Raw genomic sequence first — 17,542 nt, 5'->3', positions numbered from 1 at the left:
GGACGACGACGGGACGGGACTTCCCGTCGTCGCCCGCCTGTGAGGCCTGCGGTGACCCCAGGTCCTAAACCTCCGCAACCGGCGCAGCGAACTGGGCCTCGTACAGCCGTGCGTAAGCCCCGCCGGCGGCCAGCAGTGATGAGTGGGTCCCCTGCTCCACGATCTGGCCGGCCTCCATCACCAGGATGAGGTCGGCGTCGCGGATCGTGGACAGGCGGTGCGCGATCACAAATGACGTCCGGTCTGACCGCAGGGCGCTCATGGCCTTCTGCACCAGCACCTCGGTCCGGGTGTCCACCGAAGACGTCGCCTCGTCCAGGATCAAAACAGAGGGCCGCGCCAGGAAGGCCCGCGCGATGGTCAGCAGCTGCTTCTCACCCGCTGACACGTTGGAGCCTTCGTCGTCCAGCACGGTGTCGTACCCTTCGGGCAGCGACTTCACGAACCGGTCCACATACGTCGCCCGCGCCGCCTCCAGGATTTCGTCCGAAGACGCAGCGGGCCGGCCGTAGGCAATGTTGTCCCGGATGGTCCCACCGAACAGCCACGTATCCTGCAGCACCATCCCCATCCGCGAGCGCAGGTCGTTCCGGGTCATGGTGGTGATGTCCACGCCGTCCAACGTGATCCGGCCGGCATCCAGCTCGTAGAACCGCATCATCAGGTTCACCAGCGTGGTCTTGCCCGCCCCCGTCGGCCCCACAATGGCCACCGTTTGCCCCGGCTCCGCCACCAAAGACAACCCGGAAATCAGAGGCTTGTCCGGCGAATACGAGAAGGACACGTCCTCGAACACCAGCCGCCCGCGCCCGGCACCATCAGGACTCTGCAAAGAAGCACCCACAGGATCGGCAGACTGTTCCTCCGTATCCAACAACTCGAACACCCGCTCAGCCGACGCAACGCCTGACTGCAGCAGGTTGGCCATCGAGCCGAGCTGCGCCAGCGGCTGGGTGAACTGCCGCGAGTACTGGATGAACGCCTGCACGTCACCCAACTGCATGGCCCCGGACGCAACCTGCAGGCCGCCCACCACGGCGATCCCCACGTACACCAGGTTCCCGATGAACGTCATGGCCGGCATGATCAGCCCGGAAATGAACTGCGCCCCGAAACTCGCCTCATACAGCTCCACGTTCTTCTGCCGGAACCGCTCCCCCACCTCGCGCTGCCGGCCGAACACCTTTACCAGTGCATGCCCGGTGTAGGTCTCCTCAATCTGCCCATTCAGCTCACCGGTGTTCTTCCACTGCTGCACAAACAGCTTCTGCGAGCGCTTGGCAATCAGCGCCGTGATCCCCAGCGTCAGCGGAATGGTCACCAGCGCGATCAGCGCCAGCGTCGGGGACAGGATGAACATCATCACCAACACGCCCACCACCGTCAGCAACGACGTCACCGCCTGGCTGATGGACTGCTGCAGGCTCTGCGAAATGTTGTCCACGTCGTTGGTCACCCGGCTGAGCAGCTCACCGCGCTGGATCGAGTCGAAATACCGCAGCGGCAGCCGGTTGATCTTCGCCTCGATCTTCTCGCGCAGCCCAAACACCGTCCGCTGCACCACGCCGTTCAGAACATACGCCTGCCCCCACATGAACGCCGACCCCAGCACGTACAGCACCAGCGCCCACGTCAGCACGCTGGCCAGCGCCGCAAAGTCGATCCCCGCACCCGGCGTCAGCGTCATGGCGCCCAGCATGTCCGCCTTCTGGTTCTCCCCCGCCGCCCGCAGCTGCGCAATCAGTTGCGCCTGCGTCATCCCCGGCGGCAGCTGCTTGGACACCACACCGGCGAAAATCAGGTTGGTGCCCTCGCCGAGCAGCCGCGGCCCAATCACCTGCAGCACTACGCCCGCCACGGCCATTACCAGCACCAGCACCAGCCAGAGCCGTTCCGGCCGCAGGGTGCCCAGCAGCCGTTTGGCCGAACCGCCGAAGTTCATCGCCTTCTCTGCCGGGACGTTCATCCCGGCAAACGGTCCGCCGTGCCCTGGGCCGCCGCGCGGCCGGGGAATGCGTACGACGTCGGCCTGGCCGGCTCCGGAGCCGGGCCCGGTTTTGGTGCCGCGAGCGGGACGGGTCCCCGGGTGTTGGGTGCTCATACCGTTTCCTCCGCTGCCAGCTGGGACGAAACAATCTCACGGTACGTCTCGGATGTCTCCAGCAACTCATGGTGCGTGCCGTGCGCAACGATCCTGCCGTCGTCGAGCACCATAATCTGGTCCGCGTCAACGATGCTGGACACGCGCTGGGCGATGATGACCATGGTGGCACCGGCAGTGCTGCGCTTGAGCGCCTGGCGCAGCCGGGCGTCGGTGCCGGTGTCCAGGGACGAGAACGAGTCGTCAAAGATGTAGAGCTCGGGCCGCTTCACCAGGGCCCGGGCGATGGCCAGCCGCTGCCGCTGCCCGCCGGAGACGTTGGTGCCGCCCTGCGAGATCGCCGCGTCCAGCCCATCCTCCATCTGCTCCACGAAGTCCCGGGCCTGGGCGATCTCCAGCGCAGTCCACAGCCCGTCCTCGGTGGCGTCCGGGTTGCCGTACAGGAGGTTGCTGCGCACGGTGCCGGAAAACAGGTATGGCCGCTGTGGCACCAGGCCGATGTGCCCCCAGAGCAGGTCCGGGTCCAGGTCCCTGACGTCCACTCCGTCCATCAGCACCGCGCCGGAGGTGACGTCGAAGAGCCGTGGCATCAGGTTCACCAGCGTGGTCTTGCCGGAGCCGGTGCTGCCGATGATCGCGGTCGTCTGCCCAGCGCGGGCGGTGAAGCTGATGCCTGACAGAACCGGCTGGTCGGCTCCCGGGTAGGCGAATCCGACGTCGCGCATCTCCAACTCGCCGCGCCGCTGCCTGCCGGCGAACGCCGCGCTGGTGACCGGGTTCTCCGGCGGCAGGACGCTGGAACTGGTGCCCAGCACCTCGCCGATCCGGTCCGCGGACACCGACGCGCGCGGGATCATCACCGCCATGAAGGTGGCCATCATGACGGACATGAGGATCTGCATCAGGTAGCTCAGGAACGCGATCAGGGTGCCCACCTGCATGGACCCGTCCTCGATCCGGAAGGCGCCGAACCAGATAACCGCCACGCTGGATACGTTCAGGATCAGCATGACGGTGGGGAACATGAGCGCCATCAGGCGTCCGGCGCGGAGGGCAACGTCCGTGACGTCCGTGTTGGCCTGGGCGAACCGCGCCGTTTCCATGTCCTCCCGCACGAATGCCCGCACCACGCGGATGCCCGCGAGCTGTTCGCGCAGCACGCGGTTCACGGTGTCGATCCGGGCCTGCATCTTGCGGAACAGCGGCACCATCCGCGTGACAATGAGCCCGACGGCGATCAGCAGCACCGGGACACACACGGCAATGAGCCAGGACAGCTGGGCGTCCTGCCGGATGGCCATGATCACGCCACCGATGCTGAGCATGGGCGCGGCCACCATAAGCGTGGCGGACATCAGCACCAGCTGCTGGACCTGCTGGACGTCATTGGTGGACCTGGTGATCAGGCTCGGGGCGCCGAAGCGGGTGACCTCCTGCTCGGAAAACTCGCCCACGCGGTCAAAGATGGCGCCGCGCAGGTCCCGGCCCAGGCCCATCGCGGCCTTGGCACCGAAGTACACGGCCACCACGGCGCAGGCAATCTGCGCGAGGGTGATGAGCAGCATGACGCTGCCCGTGGACATGATGTAGGCGGTGTCGCCGCGGGCCACACCCTGGTCAATGATGTCCGCGTTCAGCGTTGGCAGGTACAGCGACGCGATGGACTGCGCCAGCTGGAAAACCACGACGGCGACCAGCAGCGGCCGGTGCGGCCGCAGGTATTCGACAAGCAACTTCCAGAGCATACGTACAAGCCCTCACCTGACGGAGTGTCCACAAACGTGGTGCGAAGGTCAGTGTACGTCCGGAGGCTGGGACTTAACCGGGGGTTCGAGCCAGAACTTTCAGGGTTCACTGACGGCGTACGCGGGCCCTCCGAACAGCTCTTTGGGCCTCCTTGATCAGGGAATCAGGCTATCGGCGCGGTAGCGGTCGAACAGGGCCGTGAAGGAATCCAGCGTCCGCCGGTATCCCATGAAGCCGGCGTCCCGGCTCTTGCCCATGTCCGTCACCACCTCGATGCCGCGTCCCAGGTCACCGTCCGTGTGCCACCAGGATGCCACCCGGTCCAGCTCCGGCTCGCTGAGGTTGTGGTGGGCGGCGAGCTGCCGCCACTGGTCCCCGCGCCCCGCCATGGACTGCTCCAGGGGACGGGGCTCTCCCTGATACCCCTCCCACTCCACGCCGAAGTAGGCGGCGAGTTTCGGCCACATCCACCGCCAGCGGAACACGTCACCGTTGACGATGTTGAAGGCCTGGTTCGCGGCTTCCGGGGTGGTGGAGGCCCAGAGCATGTGCTCGGCCAGCAGACCTGCATCCGGCGTGTCAGTGAGGCCGTTCCATTGCGTCTCGGATCCCGGGAACACGAACGGCTGCCCGCTGTCCCGGCACAGGGTGGCCTGCGCAGCGAGCGTGAGGCCCATGTTCATGGCGTTGCCCACCGCATGCCCAATGACGGTGTGGGCGCGGTGCACGGACCAGGTGAACCCCTGCCGGGCCGCTGCCGCCCACAGCTCGTCCTCCTGGGCGTAATAGAAGTTCGGCACCGGAAGGCGCGGTTCTTCCTCATGGAAGGGGGTGTCCGGCATTTCCCCGGCGGCGTACGCCTCGAACGGTCCCAGGTAATGCTTGAGTCCGGTCATCAGGGCAACGTGGGCCACGGCCTTGCCCTGCAGTGCTGAGAGGAGATCACGAACCATGCCCGAATTGACGGCGATGTTCTCTTCCTCGGTGGCCCGGCGCGACCACGCGGTGAAGTAGACATGGGAGGGGTTCTCCGGACCAAGCACAGCCGCCAGGGAGGAAGCTGAGGTCAGGTCCGCCGAGAGCCACCGGACGCCAGGGCGCTCAGCTCCGGGCCTGCGGGACAAGGCAAGGACAGCCCAGCCTTCGCCAACCAAAGTATCCACCAGCGCGGACCCCGCGATGCCGGTGGCACCCACCACCAGGGCAGTCCGCCCGTTGCCCGCTGCTGATCCTGAACCCGCTGCTGTTCCTGAACCGATGGTCATAGTGCTCCTTCTGCTGCAGGGTTGTCCGACGACGCCCCCTTGCGACAAGCCCCAGCGTCAGGCAGATATTCCGCCGCTCAGTCGAGGTGTAGGCGGAGGGGGCTAGAAGCTGCCCTCCGTGTCAGGCTCAATCGCCCACGCAAGGCGGTGCAGCACACTTGCCGTCCGGCCCCGCAGGATTGACCAGGGTGACAGGCCGGGCTTCTTTACCCGAACCCTCTTGGGCGCACGCGGCAGCGCGCTGGTGGCAGTGTCGTCGCTCCTCGCAAGGAAGAGGGCTACAAGGCTTGAACCGTCCATGAAGTTGTTTCCTGAAATTTCGAGTGGTCCCACGCAAAAGGGTGGGAAGAAATGGAGAGTGCGGACTGACTGAGAGAGGACCCGCACGTTGATTATGGCTGGGGGCAGCGGCAGCCTCCCAACCGGTTGACCAACTGTTACGTTCCCTCACTTGGAGAACGGATCCCTCCTGGAAAAGAGGGGTTTCCCTCCCCCTCGTCTATGTTCCAATAGGAGGGTTGCACCGGCTGCCCGAGTCCAACCGCGGCCTCGGCCCAACGGAAGGAAGAAGCACATGACCGAACCCCAAGACCATCCCCCGGTCCCCACGCCCGGGAGCGCACAGGGCCTGGACCAGAAGGTTGAGGGTGGGTGCCCCGTAGCCCATGGCAGCGCCACGGCCCAGGGCAGCGAAAGTGAAAACCCGGCGATTGACACGCCGCAGCCCAAGGGGCACCGGCCACGGACCAACCAGGACTGGTGGCCCAACCAGCTGGACCTTTCCGTGCTGCACACGCACGGCCAGGCAAGCAACCCGCTGGGCCCGTCCTTCAGCTACCGCGAGGAATTCCAGAAGCTCGACGTCGAAGCCCTCAAGCAGGACATCAGCCAGGTCCTGACCACCTCGCAGGATTGGTGGCCGGCGGACTTCGGCCACTACGGCGGACTGATGATCCGCCTGAGCTGGCACGCCGCCGGAACCTACCGCGTCCACGACGGCCGCGGCGGAGCAGGTGACGGCAGCCAACGGTTCGCGCCGCTGAACAGCTGGCCGGACAACGCCAATCTGGACAAGGCCCGGCGCCTGCTGTGGCCGGTCAAGCAGAAGTACGGCCAGAAGCTCTCCTGGGCCGACCTGCTGGTCCTGGCCGGAAACGTTGCCCTGGAATCGATGGGCTTCAAGACCTTCGGCTTTGCCTTTGGCCGGGAGGACGTGTGGGAGCCCGAGCAGATCTTCTGGGGCCCGGAGGATGCCTGGCTCGGCGACGAGCGCTACGTCGGCGAAGGGCAGATGTCCGAAGAGGTCGGCTCCACCGAAATGGGCCTGATTTACGTCAACCCCGAAGGCCCCAAGGGCAACCCGGACCCGGTGGCCGCTGCCGCGTTCATCCGCGAGACCTTCAAGCGGATGGCAATGAACGACGAAGAAACCTTCGCGCTGATCGCCGGCGGCCACACCTTCGGCAAGACCCATGGCGCCGGCCCCGCCGATGCTCATGTGGGTCCCGAACCGGAAGCCGCCAACCTTGAGGCACAGGGCCTGGGCTGGCTCAGCACCTACGGCAGCGGCAAGGGTGGCGACACCATCACCTCGGGCCTTGAGGTCACCTGGACGGACAGGCCTACGCAATGGAGCAACCGCTTCCTGGAGATCCTGTTCGAGTACGAGTGGGAACTGGTCAAGAGCCCGGGTGGCGCCCACCAGTGGGTGGCCAAGGACGCCCCCGAGATCATCCCGGACGCCCACGATCCCGCTAAGAAGCACCGGCCCACCATGCTGACAACGGACCTGTCGCTGCGCTTCGACCCCGTCTATGAGGCGATCGGACGGCGCTTCCTCAAGAACCCGGACGAGTTCGCCCTGGCGTTCGCCAAGGCCTGGTACAAGCTGCTGCACCGCGACATGGGCCCGGTGGGGCCCCACATGCTGGGCCCGTGGGTCCCGGAGCCGCAACTGTGGCAGGACCCTGTTCCCGCCGTCGACCATGAACTGATTGACGACCAGGACGTCGCCTCCCTGAAGGCCAAGCTGCTGGATTCCGGCCTGACCATCCCGCAACTGGCCGGCACGGCCTGGGCCTCGGCTGCCACCTACCGCAAGACGGACCGCCGTGGCGGCGCCAACGGTGCCCGGATCCGGCTGGAGCCGCAGCGCAGCTGGGACGTCTCCGAACCGGAGCAGCTGTCCACCGTGCTCCAGGCCCTTGAGCGTGTCCAGGATGAGTTCAATTCAGCCCAGGCAGGCGGCAAGAAGGTGTCCCTCGCCGACCTGATCGTCCTGGGCGGCGCGGCTGCGGTGGAAAAGGCCGCTGCCGACGCAGGGTTCCCCGTGACTGTGCCGTTCCGGCCCGGCCGCGCGGACGCCACCCAGGAGCAGACCGACGTCGAATCATTCCAGTACCTGCAGCCGCGGGCTGACGGGTTCCGCAACTACCTGCGGCCCGGCCTGAAGCTCCAGCCAGAGACCCTCCTGCTGGACAAGGCCTACATGCTGGACCTCTCCGCGCCGGAAATGACGGCGCTGGTGGGCGGCATGCGTGCCCTGGGCACCAACGTGGGCGGCGCCGGCCATGGCGTGCTTACGGACAGGCCGCAGGTCCTGACGAACGATTTCTTCGTCAACCTTCTCTCACCAGGCACCAAATGGAAGGCGTCCGAGTCGGAGGAAAATGTCTACGAAATTACCGATGCCGCCACCGGTGAGCTGAAGTGGACGGCCACCCCCGTGGACCTGGTCTTCGGCTCCAACTCGCAACTGCGCGCCCTCGCCGAGGTCTACGCCAGCGACGACGCCCGGGAGAAGTTCGTCAACGACTTCGTGGCCGCCTGGACCAAGGTCATGGAGCTGGACCGCTTCGACCTGAACTAGACCCCTAAGTCAGGGCCGGCTGCACACCGCAGCCGGCCCTGACTCCTTTGAAGCGATTGTCAGGGTCCGGCGGGAAAGCTGATCACCGCGGTGGTGCCGCCGCCCGGCGTCTCTTTCAGGCTCAGCTCTCCACCGTGGGCTTCCACAACGCGCCGGGCGATTGCCAGGCCCAGACCCGAGCCGTGTCCGTCACCGTCCCTGTGGAGCCGGACGAGGGGTTCCAGGACGCGCTGCCGGTCCTCCGGGGCGATCCCCTTGCCGTTGTCCGCCACAAACACCGTGGTTCCGTGGTAGTTGGAAATACCGCTGATGCGGACCTTGAGGTCCCGGTCCGGGCTCCGGTAATTCACTGCGTTGGCCACCAGGTTCTGCAGGAGCGTGCGCAGCTGGCCGGGATCCACATGGAGCTTCATAGCCTCGGCGTCCAGGACGGCGCCACTGCCGAAGGACAGGCCCAGATCCTTGGCGACCTCTGCTGCCACCGTCTGGAGGGAGACCCGTTGCCGCTGGAGGGCACCGCCCATCCGGGAGTAGGTCAGGACGTCTTCAAGCATGGCGAGCATCCGGTGCCCGCTGGCATCGATGATCTGGAGGTACTCGGCCGCAGGGTGGTCGCCGTCCACCTCGTCCCCGGCCATCTCCACGTAGCCCAGCATGGTGGTGAGGGGTCCGCGCAGGTCGTGGCTGACACGTCCCGCGAACTCCGCCAGTTTGGCATTGCTTTCGCGCACTTCGCTGAGGGCGCTGTTCAGCTGGAGGGTTCGCCGCTGGAGTTCCAGGAGCTGGACGGCCTGGCGGGCCAGGATCTCCAGCATGCCCAGCTGGTCCTTCCCAGGGGTGCCCGGGGTATTGGCGAAGACGCAGAGGGAGCCCAGCACGAACCCGGACGCGGTCTCCAGGGGCACCGACGCGTAGAACCGCACGGAGGCGATCTCCCCTGTCACAAACGGATTCGATGCGAGGCGGGGGTCCAGGGATGCGTCGGGGACAACGGTTGGCTTCCCCGAAAGGAAGACTTGTGAACACATGGAATCTTCGCGGGCGCAGACGGCGGCCTCAAAGCCGACGGCCGCCACCTGCTGTTGCTGATCGGAGGTGACAACATTGATCACGCCGAAGGGGACGCCGCAAAGTTTGGCGGCCAACTGAACCAGGTTCTTCAGGGGTTCCGTAGACAGCTCGTCAGGGGTGTGCGTGGATCCTTCGTCAGCGGCAAAGGCGAACCCGTATTCCTGCAGCAGTTCGTCCCGCCCGGCCGGATCCGCGGGAGCTGCAGTTACCGTCTGAGTGCGCGCCATGAATTGTCCCCTTTCAGACCGCAAATTTGGGTCCGGGGCCGATAGTACAGGCCAGCAGCGATTTCCCGGGAACGCGCTCACCGTGCACGGCCGGAACGCAGGCACACCCGCAGCATAGGATCTTCTCATGGCCCAGCTCATCGCACCAGACGTCAGCCTCCACTCATCGTGGCTTGAGGCAGCGGCAGAGTTTGCCGGTGCCCGGCAGGACGGTGCGGGCGCAGACAGCTGGTCCCCGGACGATCTCATCGGTGCACAGGCGTTCAGCCGGTTCGTTGACGTCCTCATCAAAGACGCCAGGCCGGAAACGGTGCGGAAGCCCGGCTACGTGCCCTGCACCTACCTGTGGATTGTCGACGGCGGCACGTTCCTCGGCTCGCTGGCCATCAGGCACAGCTTGAACGACTACCTCCTCAACGAAGGCGGGCACATCGGCTACAGCGTCAGGCCCTCCGCGAGGCGGCGCGGCCATGCCGCGAAAGCGTTGGCAGACGCGCTTCCCGTGGCGCGGGCGCTGGGGATCGAACGGGTGCTCCTGACCTGCGACGAGGCCAATGCCGGCTCGAGGGCCACCATTGAAAAGAATGGCGGGCAGTACGAAGACACGCGCAACGGCAAGCGCCGCTATTGGATAGAGAACGCCTAGCCCATGGGGGGAAGCCCCCGCGCGAGTCTAGCTCCAGCGCAGGGGCCTCCAATGCTTCCTGCCGGGGAACTGACGTGGAAGCAGTTAAGAAATTACCGGTCGGTAGCCTGCCTAAATGCCCAAAACCGGCACCTTCGGCCAATCTTGAGCCAACCTTGAGCGGAGCTCACTGCGCGATCTCATCGGAACTCAGTCCGTTGGCCCCGCCGCGGCATCCGGATCCTCTTCCGGTTCAAAGGTGTTGGGCTCGGCGCCGTCGGAAATCCCGACGCCGTCCTTACCACCGGGGATCCCGCCGTCGGCATTGCCTTTGCCGGCCGCCGAGCCTTCCTGCGGCTCATCCCCGGGCAGTGAATCAGGTGAATTGATGGACATCGCTCCTCCTTCTGTGGCTGGGCCTCCACGCTAACAGCCCCCGACCCAAAAGGCGCCGGAAGGCGGCCATCTCCTGAAGTCAGCTGCCCAGTTCCGCGGCCCGCTGCTGCCTCAGGATGTAGCGCTGCAGCTTGCCCGACGGCGTCTTTGGCAGGTCCTCAACGAAGTGGACGCGGCGCGGGTAGGCGTGTGCGGCGAACTGCGTCTTGACCATGGTCTGCAGTTCGGCCACCAGGGCATCACTGCCGGTGGTCCCTTCCGCCAGGACAACATAAGCCTCCAGGACTTCTCCGCGCAGTTCGTCGGGAGCGCCCACCACGGCAGTTTCCAGGACCGCCGGATGGGTGGCCAGGACGCTCTCCACATCGAAAGGGCCAATCCGGTAGCCGGCCATGATGATCACGTCGTCATCACGGGAGGAGAAGAAATAGTAGCCGTCCGCGTCCACCGTGCCCGCGTCGCCGGTCAGGTACCACTTGGCGTCCGCGCTGAATCTTTCCGCCGTCTTTTCCGGTGCGTCCTGGTACCCCTTGAACCACATCATGGGGCTGTCTGCCACATTGACGGCAACCCGGCCCAGTTCACCCGGCGCGGCCGGCTCGTCGGCGTTGTCCTTGAGGACCGCACAGCTCCACCCCGGCAGGGGCCGGCCCATGGAACCCGGCCTGAGTTCCGTCCGCACGTCGTCATGCCAGGCATTGATGATCATCATCCCGTGTTCGGTCTGTCCGTAATGGTCCCTTACCGGAACCCCCAGCACCTCCCGGGCCCAGCTGATCACCTCCGGGGTCAGCGGTTCGCCGGCGGACGAGGCGCGCCCAAGGTGGAAGGGACTGAATCCGGCGCCGGCTTTCGCGCGCATGGTGCGGTACACGGTGGGGGCAGCCGCGAAGTTGGTGACGGAAAACGCATCCAGCACTTTGAAGCTGAGTTCCGGCGAGAAACCCGGGCGCAGCAGGAGGTTCCGCCGCCCTGCCGCCATGGGACCGAGGATCCCGTAGTACAGGCCGTAGGCCCAGCCGGGATCTGCGGCATTCCAAAAAACATCCTCGTCACTGACGTCCAGGCCCAGCTCGACGTACTGGCGGAACGCGGCCAACGCCCGGACGGGCACCGGCACGCCCTTGGGTGCACCGGTGGTTCCGGACGTGAAGATCAGCACCAAATCACCGTCACCTCCCACAGCTTCGGCCGCGATCCCCGGTTGCTGCCTGGCAAGGAGCGGCGTGAGCGCCAGGTCCGGCAGGGATGCTTCTGCGCCGGCAACCACGACGGCGGCCTCGGTTTCGTGGATCTTCGCCCGCTGGTCGGCGTCGGTGATCACAGCCTTTGCGCCGGAGGCTGTGAGGCGAAGCTCGATGGCCGGCCACGCGAAGGCGGTGAACAGCGGCACGTGGACGGCGCCGCGGCGCCAAATAGCCAGGAGCATGACCACCAGGTCCGCCGACTTTCCCATCAGGGTGGCCACCGCATCTCCCGGACCTATTCCCAACTCCGCCAAGGCGGCGGCTCCCCGTTCCGAGCGTTCCCGGAGCTCGCCGTAGGTGATGTCCTCGGCGGACAGGTCGGCAGCAACCACCGTAAAGGCAACGGCGTTGGGATCGTGGCTGTCACACAGGAGTTCGGCCGCACAGGCGTCGGCCGCACCGTAGGTGGCAAGAAGGGCATCAACGGCTGGGACCGGACGGGACATTCATTCTCCTTTGAACAATGTGACCTGGAACAGCGGCACCTGGAAACAGCGGCCTCTGTAACGCAGTGGAACAAACGTACTGCAGGTCAGCCCCTGGCGCCCGGCGGCCTGATGATGCGCCGCTGGGCAGCGGCCGCGATGGCGGCGGTGCGGTTGTCCACGCCGAGCTTGCCGTAGATGTGCACCAGGTGGGTCTTCACCGTCGCCTCGGAAATGAAGACCTGCCTGGCGATGGCGCGGTTGGACAGGCCCGTGGCCAGCAGCTCCAACAGCTGCACTTCCCGGGGGGTCAGCGAAGTGCCGGGGTTGCTGATCCGGTCCATCAGCAGCGCAGCCGCCCGCGGCGCCAGGGCCGTCCCGCCCGCCGCTGCCTGCAAAACCGCCTGCCGCAGCTGGTCCGGCGGCGCGTCCTTCAGTATGTACCCGCTGGCTCCCGCCTCGACGGCCGCCAGGATGTCCGCGTCGGTGTCGTACGTGGTGAGGATGAGTACCGGCGGAGCGGCGTGAAGTTTGCGGATCTCGGCAGTGGCCGTGACACCGTCCATCCCCTCGCCCATTTGCAGGTCCATGAGGACCACATCCGGCGCCTCGCCCAGCGCCGTCAGCCGGGCCAGTTCCTTCAGCGCAGCGGCCCCGTCAGCGGCCTCGGCGGCGATGGAGATGCCCTCGATTCCGGTGAGCATGGCACGCAGCCCGGCACGGACCACGGGGTGGTCGTCCACCAGCAGGACGCGCACCTCACCCACGGGGACCGCCGTCCAGCGGCAGCCGGATGGCCACCACGGTGCCCTCGCCGGGCGCGGACTCCAGTGCCAGCGTCCCGTTCAATCCGGTGACCCGCTCCCGCAGCGAGCGCAGCCCGAACCCGCTGCCGTCCGCTGGGTCCGCGGCACCGGCCGCAGCGGCGGGATCAAAGCCCGTGCCGTCGTCGTAAATGTCCATGGTCACCTCGGTGCCCAGGAAGGCAAGGGTGACGACGGCGTTCGCTGCCCGGGAGTGTTCGCGGACATTCGCGAGGCTCGCCTGAGCCGCCCGCAGCAGGGTCACGCGGACCGGCTGGGGCAGATCCTGCGGCTCACCGTCCACCTCCAGCCGGCACCGCAACGCCACCCCAGCGGCCGCGGCGCCTGCCTCCGTCTTGCCGCACAACCGGCGCAGGGCCTCCACCAAAGTGGTCCCCTCCAGCTGTGGCGAGGACAGGCCGCGGACGAAGCTGCGCGCCTCCGCAAGGTTGTCGGCGGCGGTCTGCTGCACCAGCGCCAGCCGTGAGGATGCGGTCGCGGCATCACCGTCGGCGAGGGACTGCTCCGCCGCCCGTCCCAGGAGCACGATGCTGGACAGGCCCTGGGCCAGGGTGTCGTGGATTTCCCGGGCCAGCCGCTCCCGCTCCGCCAGCATCCCGGCGTCGTGCTGGGACCTGGCCAGCTCCTGCCGCGTCCGGCGCAGTTCGTCGGCCGCACGCCGCTGGTTTTCGGCCTCGCGGTACAGGGCCGCGTACGCCAGCCCGGTGATTACCGAGAAGACCGCACCCAGCACAGGTCCCACCACGGCCGCGGCATGCGGCACCGGGGCGCCGCTGGCAGCCCACTGGGAGGCAACTACCGCCACCGTCATCAGCGCGATGGTCGGCAGCGCAGCCCGCCGGGGCAGCAGGTGCAGGTGCAGGAAGAAGATGGGGAACGCCAGCCACGCAAAGTCCGCACTCCCGGCAAGCAGCAACGCCCACAAGCCCGTGACCAGGGCCAGCCAGAGCAGGCCGTAACGGCGGGGGTTGAAGCCGATCCGGGCTTCCGCGTGGCGCTTTTCGAGGACCGTTCCGGCCAGGTACACAGCAGCGAGGACCACGGCGGCGCCCGCCCACAGCCAGCGCAGGGAACCACCGGACATCAGTATCCGGACCAGGGCCACGGCCAGCAGCACCGCGAACCCCGTGTGCAGGGTGACCCGCAGGACCCGAAGGATTGCCGCCGACGATGCATTTTCCAGCGCATTCAACGGCCCCGTCGCGGGGATGCCGCCGGCCTTTTCCGGTGGTTGCGGCGGGGGCGTGGCGGGCATTTCCCCAGCTTATGCCGGGACCGCCTGCAGGGGATCAACCGAACGGTTGACTCCCGGCTCAACCCTTCCATCCCGGAGGATCAACCGTCCCCGCGATGCCGCCGGGGGCAGCCCCCGGGAGAGTGGAAGGACACAAGAATCCACCCCTGCTGAGAGAAGAAACAACGTGTTCCTGGCAATCCGCGATATCCGCTTCGCCAAAGGCCGGTTCGCCATGATGGGCGGCGTCGTAGCCCTGATCACCCTCCTGCTGGTCATGCTGTCAGGCCTGACAGCGGGCCTGGCCGAGCAGTCGACGTCGGCCATCGACAAGCTGGGCGCGGCCGGCACCAGGCCGGTGGACACCATCGTCTTCGGCGCTCCCGGTTCCGCCACCCCCAAGGCGTCCTACACGGAAAGCTCCGTGACGGCCGCCCAGGTGGAGCGCTGGAAGAACCAGCCCGGCGTCAGGTCCGCAGAGCCGCTGGGCATTACCCAGACCCGGGCCCAGACCGTCAAGGGGTCGGGCACGGCCAACGTGGCGGTTTTCGGCGTTTCCCCGGGAAGCCCGCTGGCACCCGTTGAGGTGTCCGCCGGCACCGCGGTGCTGGGTACCTCGGTTGCGGAGGCTCTGTCGGCCGGCCAAGGCGACAAAGTCTCCCTGGGCGGCGTGGAGCTTTCCGTCGCCGCGGTGGTGCCGGATCAGTGGTACGCACATACCAGCGTGGTGTGGACGGCCCTGCCGGCGTGGGCCAGGGCAGCGCACGTGTCCGACGGCGGACAGCTGGCGACCGTCGTCGCCGTCACCTACGCCCCGGGGGCCACGGTGGACGGCGCCGCCGTCGACGCAGCCGCGCATACGGTCAGCACCTCACGCGCCGGGTCCTTCCAGGCGCTGGGCTCCTTCAAGAGCGAGAACGGGTCCCTGACCCTGATGCAGGCGTTCCTGTACGGGATCTCGTCACTGGTGATCGTGGCATTCCTGACCGTATGGACCATCCAGCGGACCCGTGACATTGCCGTGCTGAAAGCCATGGGCGCGCCCGGTGCCTACATCCTCCGGGACGCCCTGACCCAGGCCGCGATCGTCCTCACCGCCGGTGCCGCCGTAGGTGGAGCCGTGGGCGTCGCGGCCGGGTCCCTTGCCGCCCAGGCTGCCCCGTTCCTGCTGAACGCGGGCACCACGGTGCTTCCCGTCGTCGGGATTGTTGCCCTGGGCCTGGCCGGCGCCGCACTGGCGGTCCGCCGCGTGACCAAGGTCGACGCGCTCCTGGCGCTCGGCGGCAACTAATCCACCCTTACGAAAGGAACGCCATCATGCCCTCCCCCACCCCCGCTCCCCTGAGCCTGGTCAACGTCACCCTCGAATATCCGGACGGCGGCGGAACCACCACCGCCCTGGACCGGGTCAGCCTCACGGCCCCGGCCGGCCAGCTGGTTGCCCTCGTGGGCCCCTCGGGCTCCGGCAAATCAAGCCTCCTGGCCGTCGCCGCCACCCTGGTCCGCCCCTCCCACGGGCAGGTCATGATTGACGGCACCGATACCGGTGGCCTCAGGGACAAGGAGCTCACCTCGCTGCGCCGGCACAAGGTGGGCATCATCTTCCAGCAGCCCAACCTGCTGCCCTCGCTCACCGCCGTCGAACAGCTCATCATCAGCGACCACCTGCGCGGAAAGCCTGCCAAGGCGGCTCGGACGAAGGCCGCGGAACTGCTGGACGTCGTTGGCCTCTCCGCGAGCGCCAGGAAACTGCCGCACCAGCTCTCCGGCGGCCAGCGCCAGCGGGTGAACATCGCCCGGGCACTCATGGGCAGCCCCAAAGTGCTGCTGGTGGACGAACCAACCGCCGCTCTGGACCAGGAACGCAGCGCCTCGATCATCGGGCTCCTCCGCCAGGTGACCACCGGGTTCGGGGTGGCCACCATGATGGTCACCCATGACACCGAGTTCGTGCCGCTGACGGACGTGGTGGCCACCATGCGGGACGGCAGGCTGACGGCGCCGGTGCTGACGGGGGCGTAGGGGCCTCTGTCCTCACCCCAGGTGGTGCACCGTAAACGCCGTCAGGAACCCCACGGCCGCGGTGAGTCCGGTCAGGTTGTGGTGCTCCTCGAAGGCCTCGGGAATCATCGTGTCCGCCAGCATGGCCAGGATGCCGCCGGCGGCAACGGAGGTGATGAATGCGACCAGCTCATCCGGGGCGTCCTCCAGCGCCACATATCCCACCAGCGCTGCCACTCCGCTCAGGAGCGCAATGCCGCCCCAGAGCCCGAACACGTACCCCCTGCTCCGGCCCGCCTTCTTCATGCCGGCGGTGCCGGACAGGCCCTCCGGCACGTTGGAGATGAAGACGGCTGCCAGCATGGCAGGACTCACCGCTCCGCCGGCCAGCAGGCCGACGCCCAAGACCACCGATTCCGGGACGCCGTCCAGCAGTGCACCGACGGCGATGGCGGTGCCGCTGCCCGGATTGTCCTTTTCGGAGGGCTGCTGGTCCCCGGACCGCTTGCGGTGCTTGGCGCCGGCCCTGGCCAGGAGCACGTTGGCGCCCACGTACACCACTGCCCCCGCCAGGAAGCCCGCCACCGTGGGCCAAAGGCCACCGCCCTTGACCGCCTCGTCCACCAGTTCAAAGGCAAGGGCCGAGATCAGCACACCTGCGCCGAAAGCCATGACCGTCGAGACGATTTTGGAGGGGATGGACCACCGCCAGGACACGGCAGCTCCCAGGACCAGGGCAGCACCGGCACCGGTGCCCCATACAAGTGACATCAACCAGGTAGGCATACCTCTTCCGTCCCCAGCGCGGCGGCAATGAAACAAGGGGCAGCAGTGCACCCGGTCACCCTCCACGCGCAGAATTGATGGGATCTTGAGGCAAACCTTGCCATCCCTAGACATTGCAGGTCCACGCTTTAGCCATAGGACCAAACCAGCTTGTGGGGAGCAGGAAGTCATGGGAAGCAGAACAGCGTTGGACAACGAGGTCACAACCGTGGGAGGCGTGCTGACGGACAAGCAGCCGCTGGATTTCCACACGTTGGGACTGGCCGGGTGCATTGACCGGCTTACCGCCCCCCTGAGGCAGCGCGGGACCTCGGTCCACTGGGATACTCCGCACTGGGGCGTCGAGATCCCGGCGGACTGCGCGTCCCTCCTGTACCAGTCGGCCCGGGAGGCGCTCAGCAACGCGTTCAAATTCTCGTCCGCGTCCACGCTCAGCATCCAGCTGGCGGCTGTTGACCACGGCATCCGCTTGGTAGTGGCCGACGACGGCACGGGCTTCGACTGCATCCTCGCCAAGAGCGGGCGGCACCACGGCTACGGCCTGCGGCTCATGGCGGTCGCCGTGCAGGAAGCGGGCGGCGCAGTGGAGATCAGTTCCAGCCCCGGCCAGGGCACCAGCGTGACGGTGACGCTGCCGCTGGACTGACCCGCCGGCTCGCGATGCCGGCATAAAGACTCGGATGCCCGCCGTTGCTGGGACGGCGGGCATCCGTACGCCCTATGAA

At 67.1% G+C, this 17,542-nt stretch carries 15 protein-coding genes; 5 read left to right on the top strand and 10 right to left on the bottom strand.

Annotated elements, in window-relative coordinates; all coding sequences use genetic code 11:
• Positions 1-64: 64 nt before the first annotated feature.
• From AC6JAM_RS11395 to AC6JAM_RS11380, 4 genes are all read right to left on the bottom strand, one after another.
• Positions 65-2,101, bottom strand: coding sequence for an ABC transporter ATP-binding protein (locus tag AC6JAM_RS11395; RefSeq protein WP_497934692.1), 2,037 nt, complete (start codon positions 2,099-2,101; stop codon positions 65-67).
• Positions 2,098-3,846, bottom strand: coding sequence for an ABC transporter ATP-binding protein (locus AC6JAM_RS11390; protein WP_497934690.1), 1,749 nt, complete (start codon positions 3,844-3,846; stop codon positions 2,098-2,100). The genes AC6JAM_RS11395 and AC6JAM_RS11390 overlap by 4 nt, the downstream gene beginning before the upstream one ends.
• 156 nt (positions 3,847-4,002) lie before the next feature.
• A complete protein-coding gene (locus AC6JAM_RS11385) occupies positions 4,003-5,112 on the bottom strand; it encodes an SDR family oxidoreductase (RefSeq protein ID WP_497934689.1) in 1,110 nt (369 codons plus the stop codon).
• A gap of 102 nt (positions 5,113-5,214) precedes the next feature.
• The gene (locus AC6JAM_RS11380; RefSeq protein ID WP_134165503.1) at positions 5,215-5,412 is read right to left on the bottom strand and encodes a hypothetical protein; all 198 of its coding nucleotides are present in this window, start codon (positions 5,410-5,412) and stop codon (positions 5,215-5,217) included.
• Positions 5,413-5,686: 274 nt separating this feature from the next.
• On the opposite strand from AC6JAM_RS11380, the gene katG reads away from it, so the two are divergent.
• Complete coding sequence (katG, locus tag AC6JAM_RS11375; protein ID WP_497934688.1) at positions 5,687-7,981, top strand: catalase/peroxidase HPI; 2,295 nt, start codon at positions 5,687-5,689, stop codon at positions 7,979-7,981.
• A gap of 59 nt (positions 7,982-8,040) precedes the next feature.
• On the opposite strand, the gene AC6JAM_RS11370 is transcribed toward katG, so the two are convergent.
• The gene (locus AC6JAM_RS11370) at positions 8,041-9,279 is read right to left on the bottom strand and encodes a sensor histidine kinase (RefSeq protein ID WP_056391612.1); all 1,239 of its coding nucleotides are present in this window, start codon (positions 9,277-9,279) and stop codon (positions 8,041-8,043) included.
• 127 nt (positions 9,280-9,406) lie between these two features.
• Between AC6JAM_RS11370 and AC6JAM_RS11365 the strand changes: the two genes are divergently transcribed.
• Entirely contained in the window at positions 9,407-9,925 is a 519-nt protein-coding gene (locus AC6JAM_RS11365) for a GNAT family N-acetyltransferase (protein WP_223992769.1), read from the top strand.
• A 189-nt stretch (positions 9,926-10,114) separates the two neighbouring features.
• On the opposite strand, the gene AC6JAM_RS11360 is transcribed toward AC6JAM_RS11365, so the two are convergent.
• The 4 genes from AC6JAM_RS11360 to AC6JAM_RS11345 all read right to left on the bottom strand — a co-directional run bounded on the left by AC6JAM_RS11360 (position 10,115) and on the right by AC6JAM_RS11345 (position 14,051).
• The gene (locus AC6JAM_RS11360) at positions 10,115-10,300 is read right to left on the bottom strand and encodes a hypothetical protein (RefSeq protein WP_018770686.1); all 186 of its coding nucleotides are present in this window, start codon (positions 10,298-10,300) and stop codon (positions 10,115-10,117) included.
• Between the two features lie 79 nt (positions 10,301-10,379).
• On the bottom strand, positions 10,380-11,993 hold the full coding sequence (locus tag AC6JAM_RS11355) for an AMP-binding protein (protein WP_497934687.1): 1,614 nt from the start codon (positions 11,991-11,993) through the stop codon (positions 10,380-10,382).
• Between the two features lie 86 nt (positions 11,994-12,079).
• Positions 12,080-12,739: a response regulator transcription factor gene (locus AC6JAM_RS11350; protein ID WP_497934685.1), complete on the bottom strand. Its 660-nt coding sequence runs from the start codon at positions 12,737-12,739 to the stop codon at positions 12,080-12,082.
• On the bottom strand, positions 12,732-14,051 hold the full coding sequence (locus AC6JAM_RS11345; protein ID WP_497934684.1) for a sensor histidine kinase: 1,320 nt from the start codon (positions 14,049-14,051) through the stop codon (positions 12,732-12,734). Before AC6JAM_RS11345 ends, AC6JAM_RS11350 begins: the two co-directional genes overlap by 8 nt.
• Before the next feature lie 166 nt (positions 14,052-14,217).
• On the opposite strand from AC6JAM_RS11345, the gene AC6JAM_RS11340 reads away from it, so the two are divergent.
• The gene (locus AC6JAM_RS11340; protein ID WP_497934683.1) at positions 14,218-15,321 is read left to right on the top strand and encodes an FtsX-like permease family protein; all 1,104 of its coding nucleotides are present in this window, start codon (positions 14,218-14,220) and stop codon (positions 15,319-15,321) included.
• A 26-nt stretch (positions 15,322-15,347) separates the two neighbouring features.
• Positions 15,348-16,052 (top strand): ABC transporter ATP-binding protein, encoded by a 705-nt coding sequence (locus AC6JAM_RS11335; RefSeq protein ID WP_497934682.1) that lies wholly within the window; start codon positions 15,348-15,350, stop codon positions 16,050-16,052.
• Between the two features lie 12 nt (positions 16,053-16,064).
• Here the strand turns inward: AC6JAM_RS11335 and AC6JAM_RS11330 are convergent, their stop codons facing one another.
• Positions 16,065-16,817 carry a ZIP family metal transporter gene (locus AC6JAM_RS11330; protein WP_497934680.1) on the bottom strand — a complete coding sequence of 251 codons (753 nt, stop codon included), beginning with the start codon at positions 16,815-16,817 and terminating at the stop codon, positions 16,065-16,067.
• Positions 16,818-16,986: 169 nt separating this feature from the next.
• Between AC6JAM_RS11330 and AC6JAM_RS11325 the strand changes: the two genes are divergently transcribed.
• Entirely contained in the window at positions 16,987-17,463 is a 477-nt protein-coding gene (locus tag AC6JAM_RS11325; protein ID WP_497934679.1) for a sensor histidine kinase, read from the top strand.
• Positions 17,464-17,542 lie beyond the last annotated feature (79 nt).

This window comes from Arthrobacter sp. GmRoot5-12 (genome assembly GCF_059739365.1).
Note: the sequence above shows the minus strand (reverse complement) of the source record. Positions and strands in the feature narration are given on the sequence as shown.

Bases quoted from the DNA above. Each gene is read 5' to 3' on its own strand.
- AC6JAM_RS11355 (WP_497934687.1), bottom strand. From the start codon at position 11,993: ATGTCCCGTCCGGTCCCAGCCGTTGATGCCCTTCTTGCCACCTACGGT.
- AC6JAM_RS11395 (WP_497934692.1), bottom strand. From the start codon at position 2,101: ATGAGCACCCAACACCCGGGGACCCGTCCCGCTCGCGGCACCAAAACC.
- AC6JAM_RS11370 (WP_056391612.1), bottom strand. From the start codon at position 9,279: ATGGCGCGCACTCAGACGGTAACTGCAGCTCCCGCGGATCCGGCCGGG.
- AC6JAM_RS11380 (WP_134165503.1), bottom strand. From the start codon at position 5,412: ATGGACGGTTCAAGCCTTGTAGCCCTCTTCCTTGCGAGGAGCGACGAC.
- AC6JAM_RS11365 (WP_223992769.1), top strand. From the start codon at position 9,407: ATGGCCCAGCTCATCGCACCAGACGTCAGCCTCCACTCATCGTGGCTT.
- AC6JAM_RS11385 (WP_497934689.1), bottom strand. From the start codon at position 5,112: ATGACCATCGGTTCAGGAACAGCAGCGGGTTCAGGATCAGCAGCGGGC.
- katG (WP_497934688.1), top strand. From the start codon at position 5,687: ATGACCGAACCCCAAGACCATCCCCCGGTCCCCACGCCCGGGAGCGCA.
- AC6JAM_RS11360 (WP_018770686.1), bottom strand. From the start codon at position 10,300: ATGTCCATCAATTCACCTGATTCACTGCCCGGGGATGAGCCGCAGGAA.
- AC6JAM_RS11390 (WP_497934690.1), bottom strand. From the start codon at position 3,846: ATGCTCTGGAAGTTGCTTGTCGAATACCTGCGGCCGCACCGGCCGCTG.
- AC6JAM_RS11335 (WP_497934682.1), top strand. From the start codon at position 15,348: ATGCCCTCCCCCACCCCCGCTCCCCTGAGCCTGGTCAACGTCACCCTC.
- AC6JAM_RS11345 (WP_497934684.1), bottom strand. From the start codon at position 14,051: ATGCCCGCCACGCCCCCGCCGCAACCACCGGAAAAGGCCGGCGGCATC.
- AC6JAM_RS11330 (WP_497934680.1), bottom strand. From the start codon at position 16,817: ATGCCTACCTGGTTGATGTCACTTGTATGGGGCACCGGTGCCGGTGCT.
- AC6JAM_RS11325 (WP_497934679.1), top strand. From the start codon at position 16,987: ATGGGAAGCAGAACAGCGTTGGACAACGAGGTCACAACCGTGGGAGGC.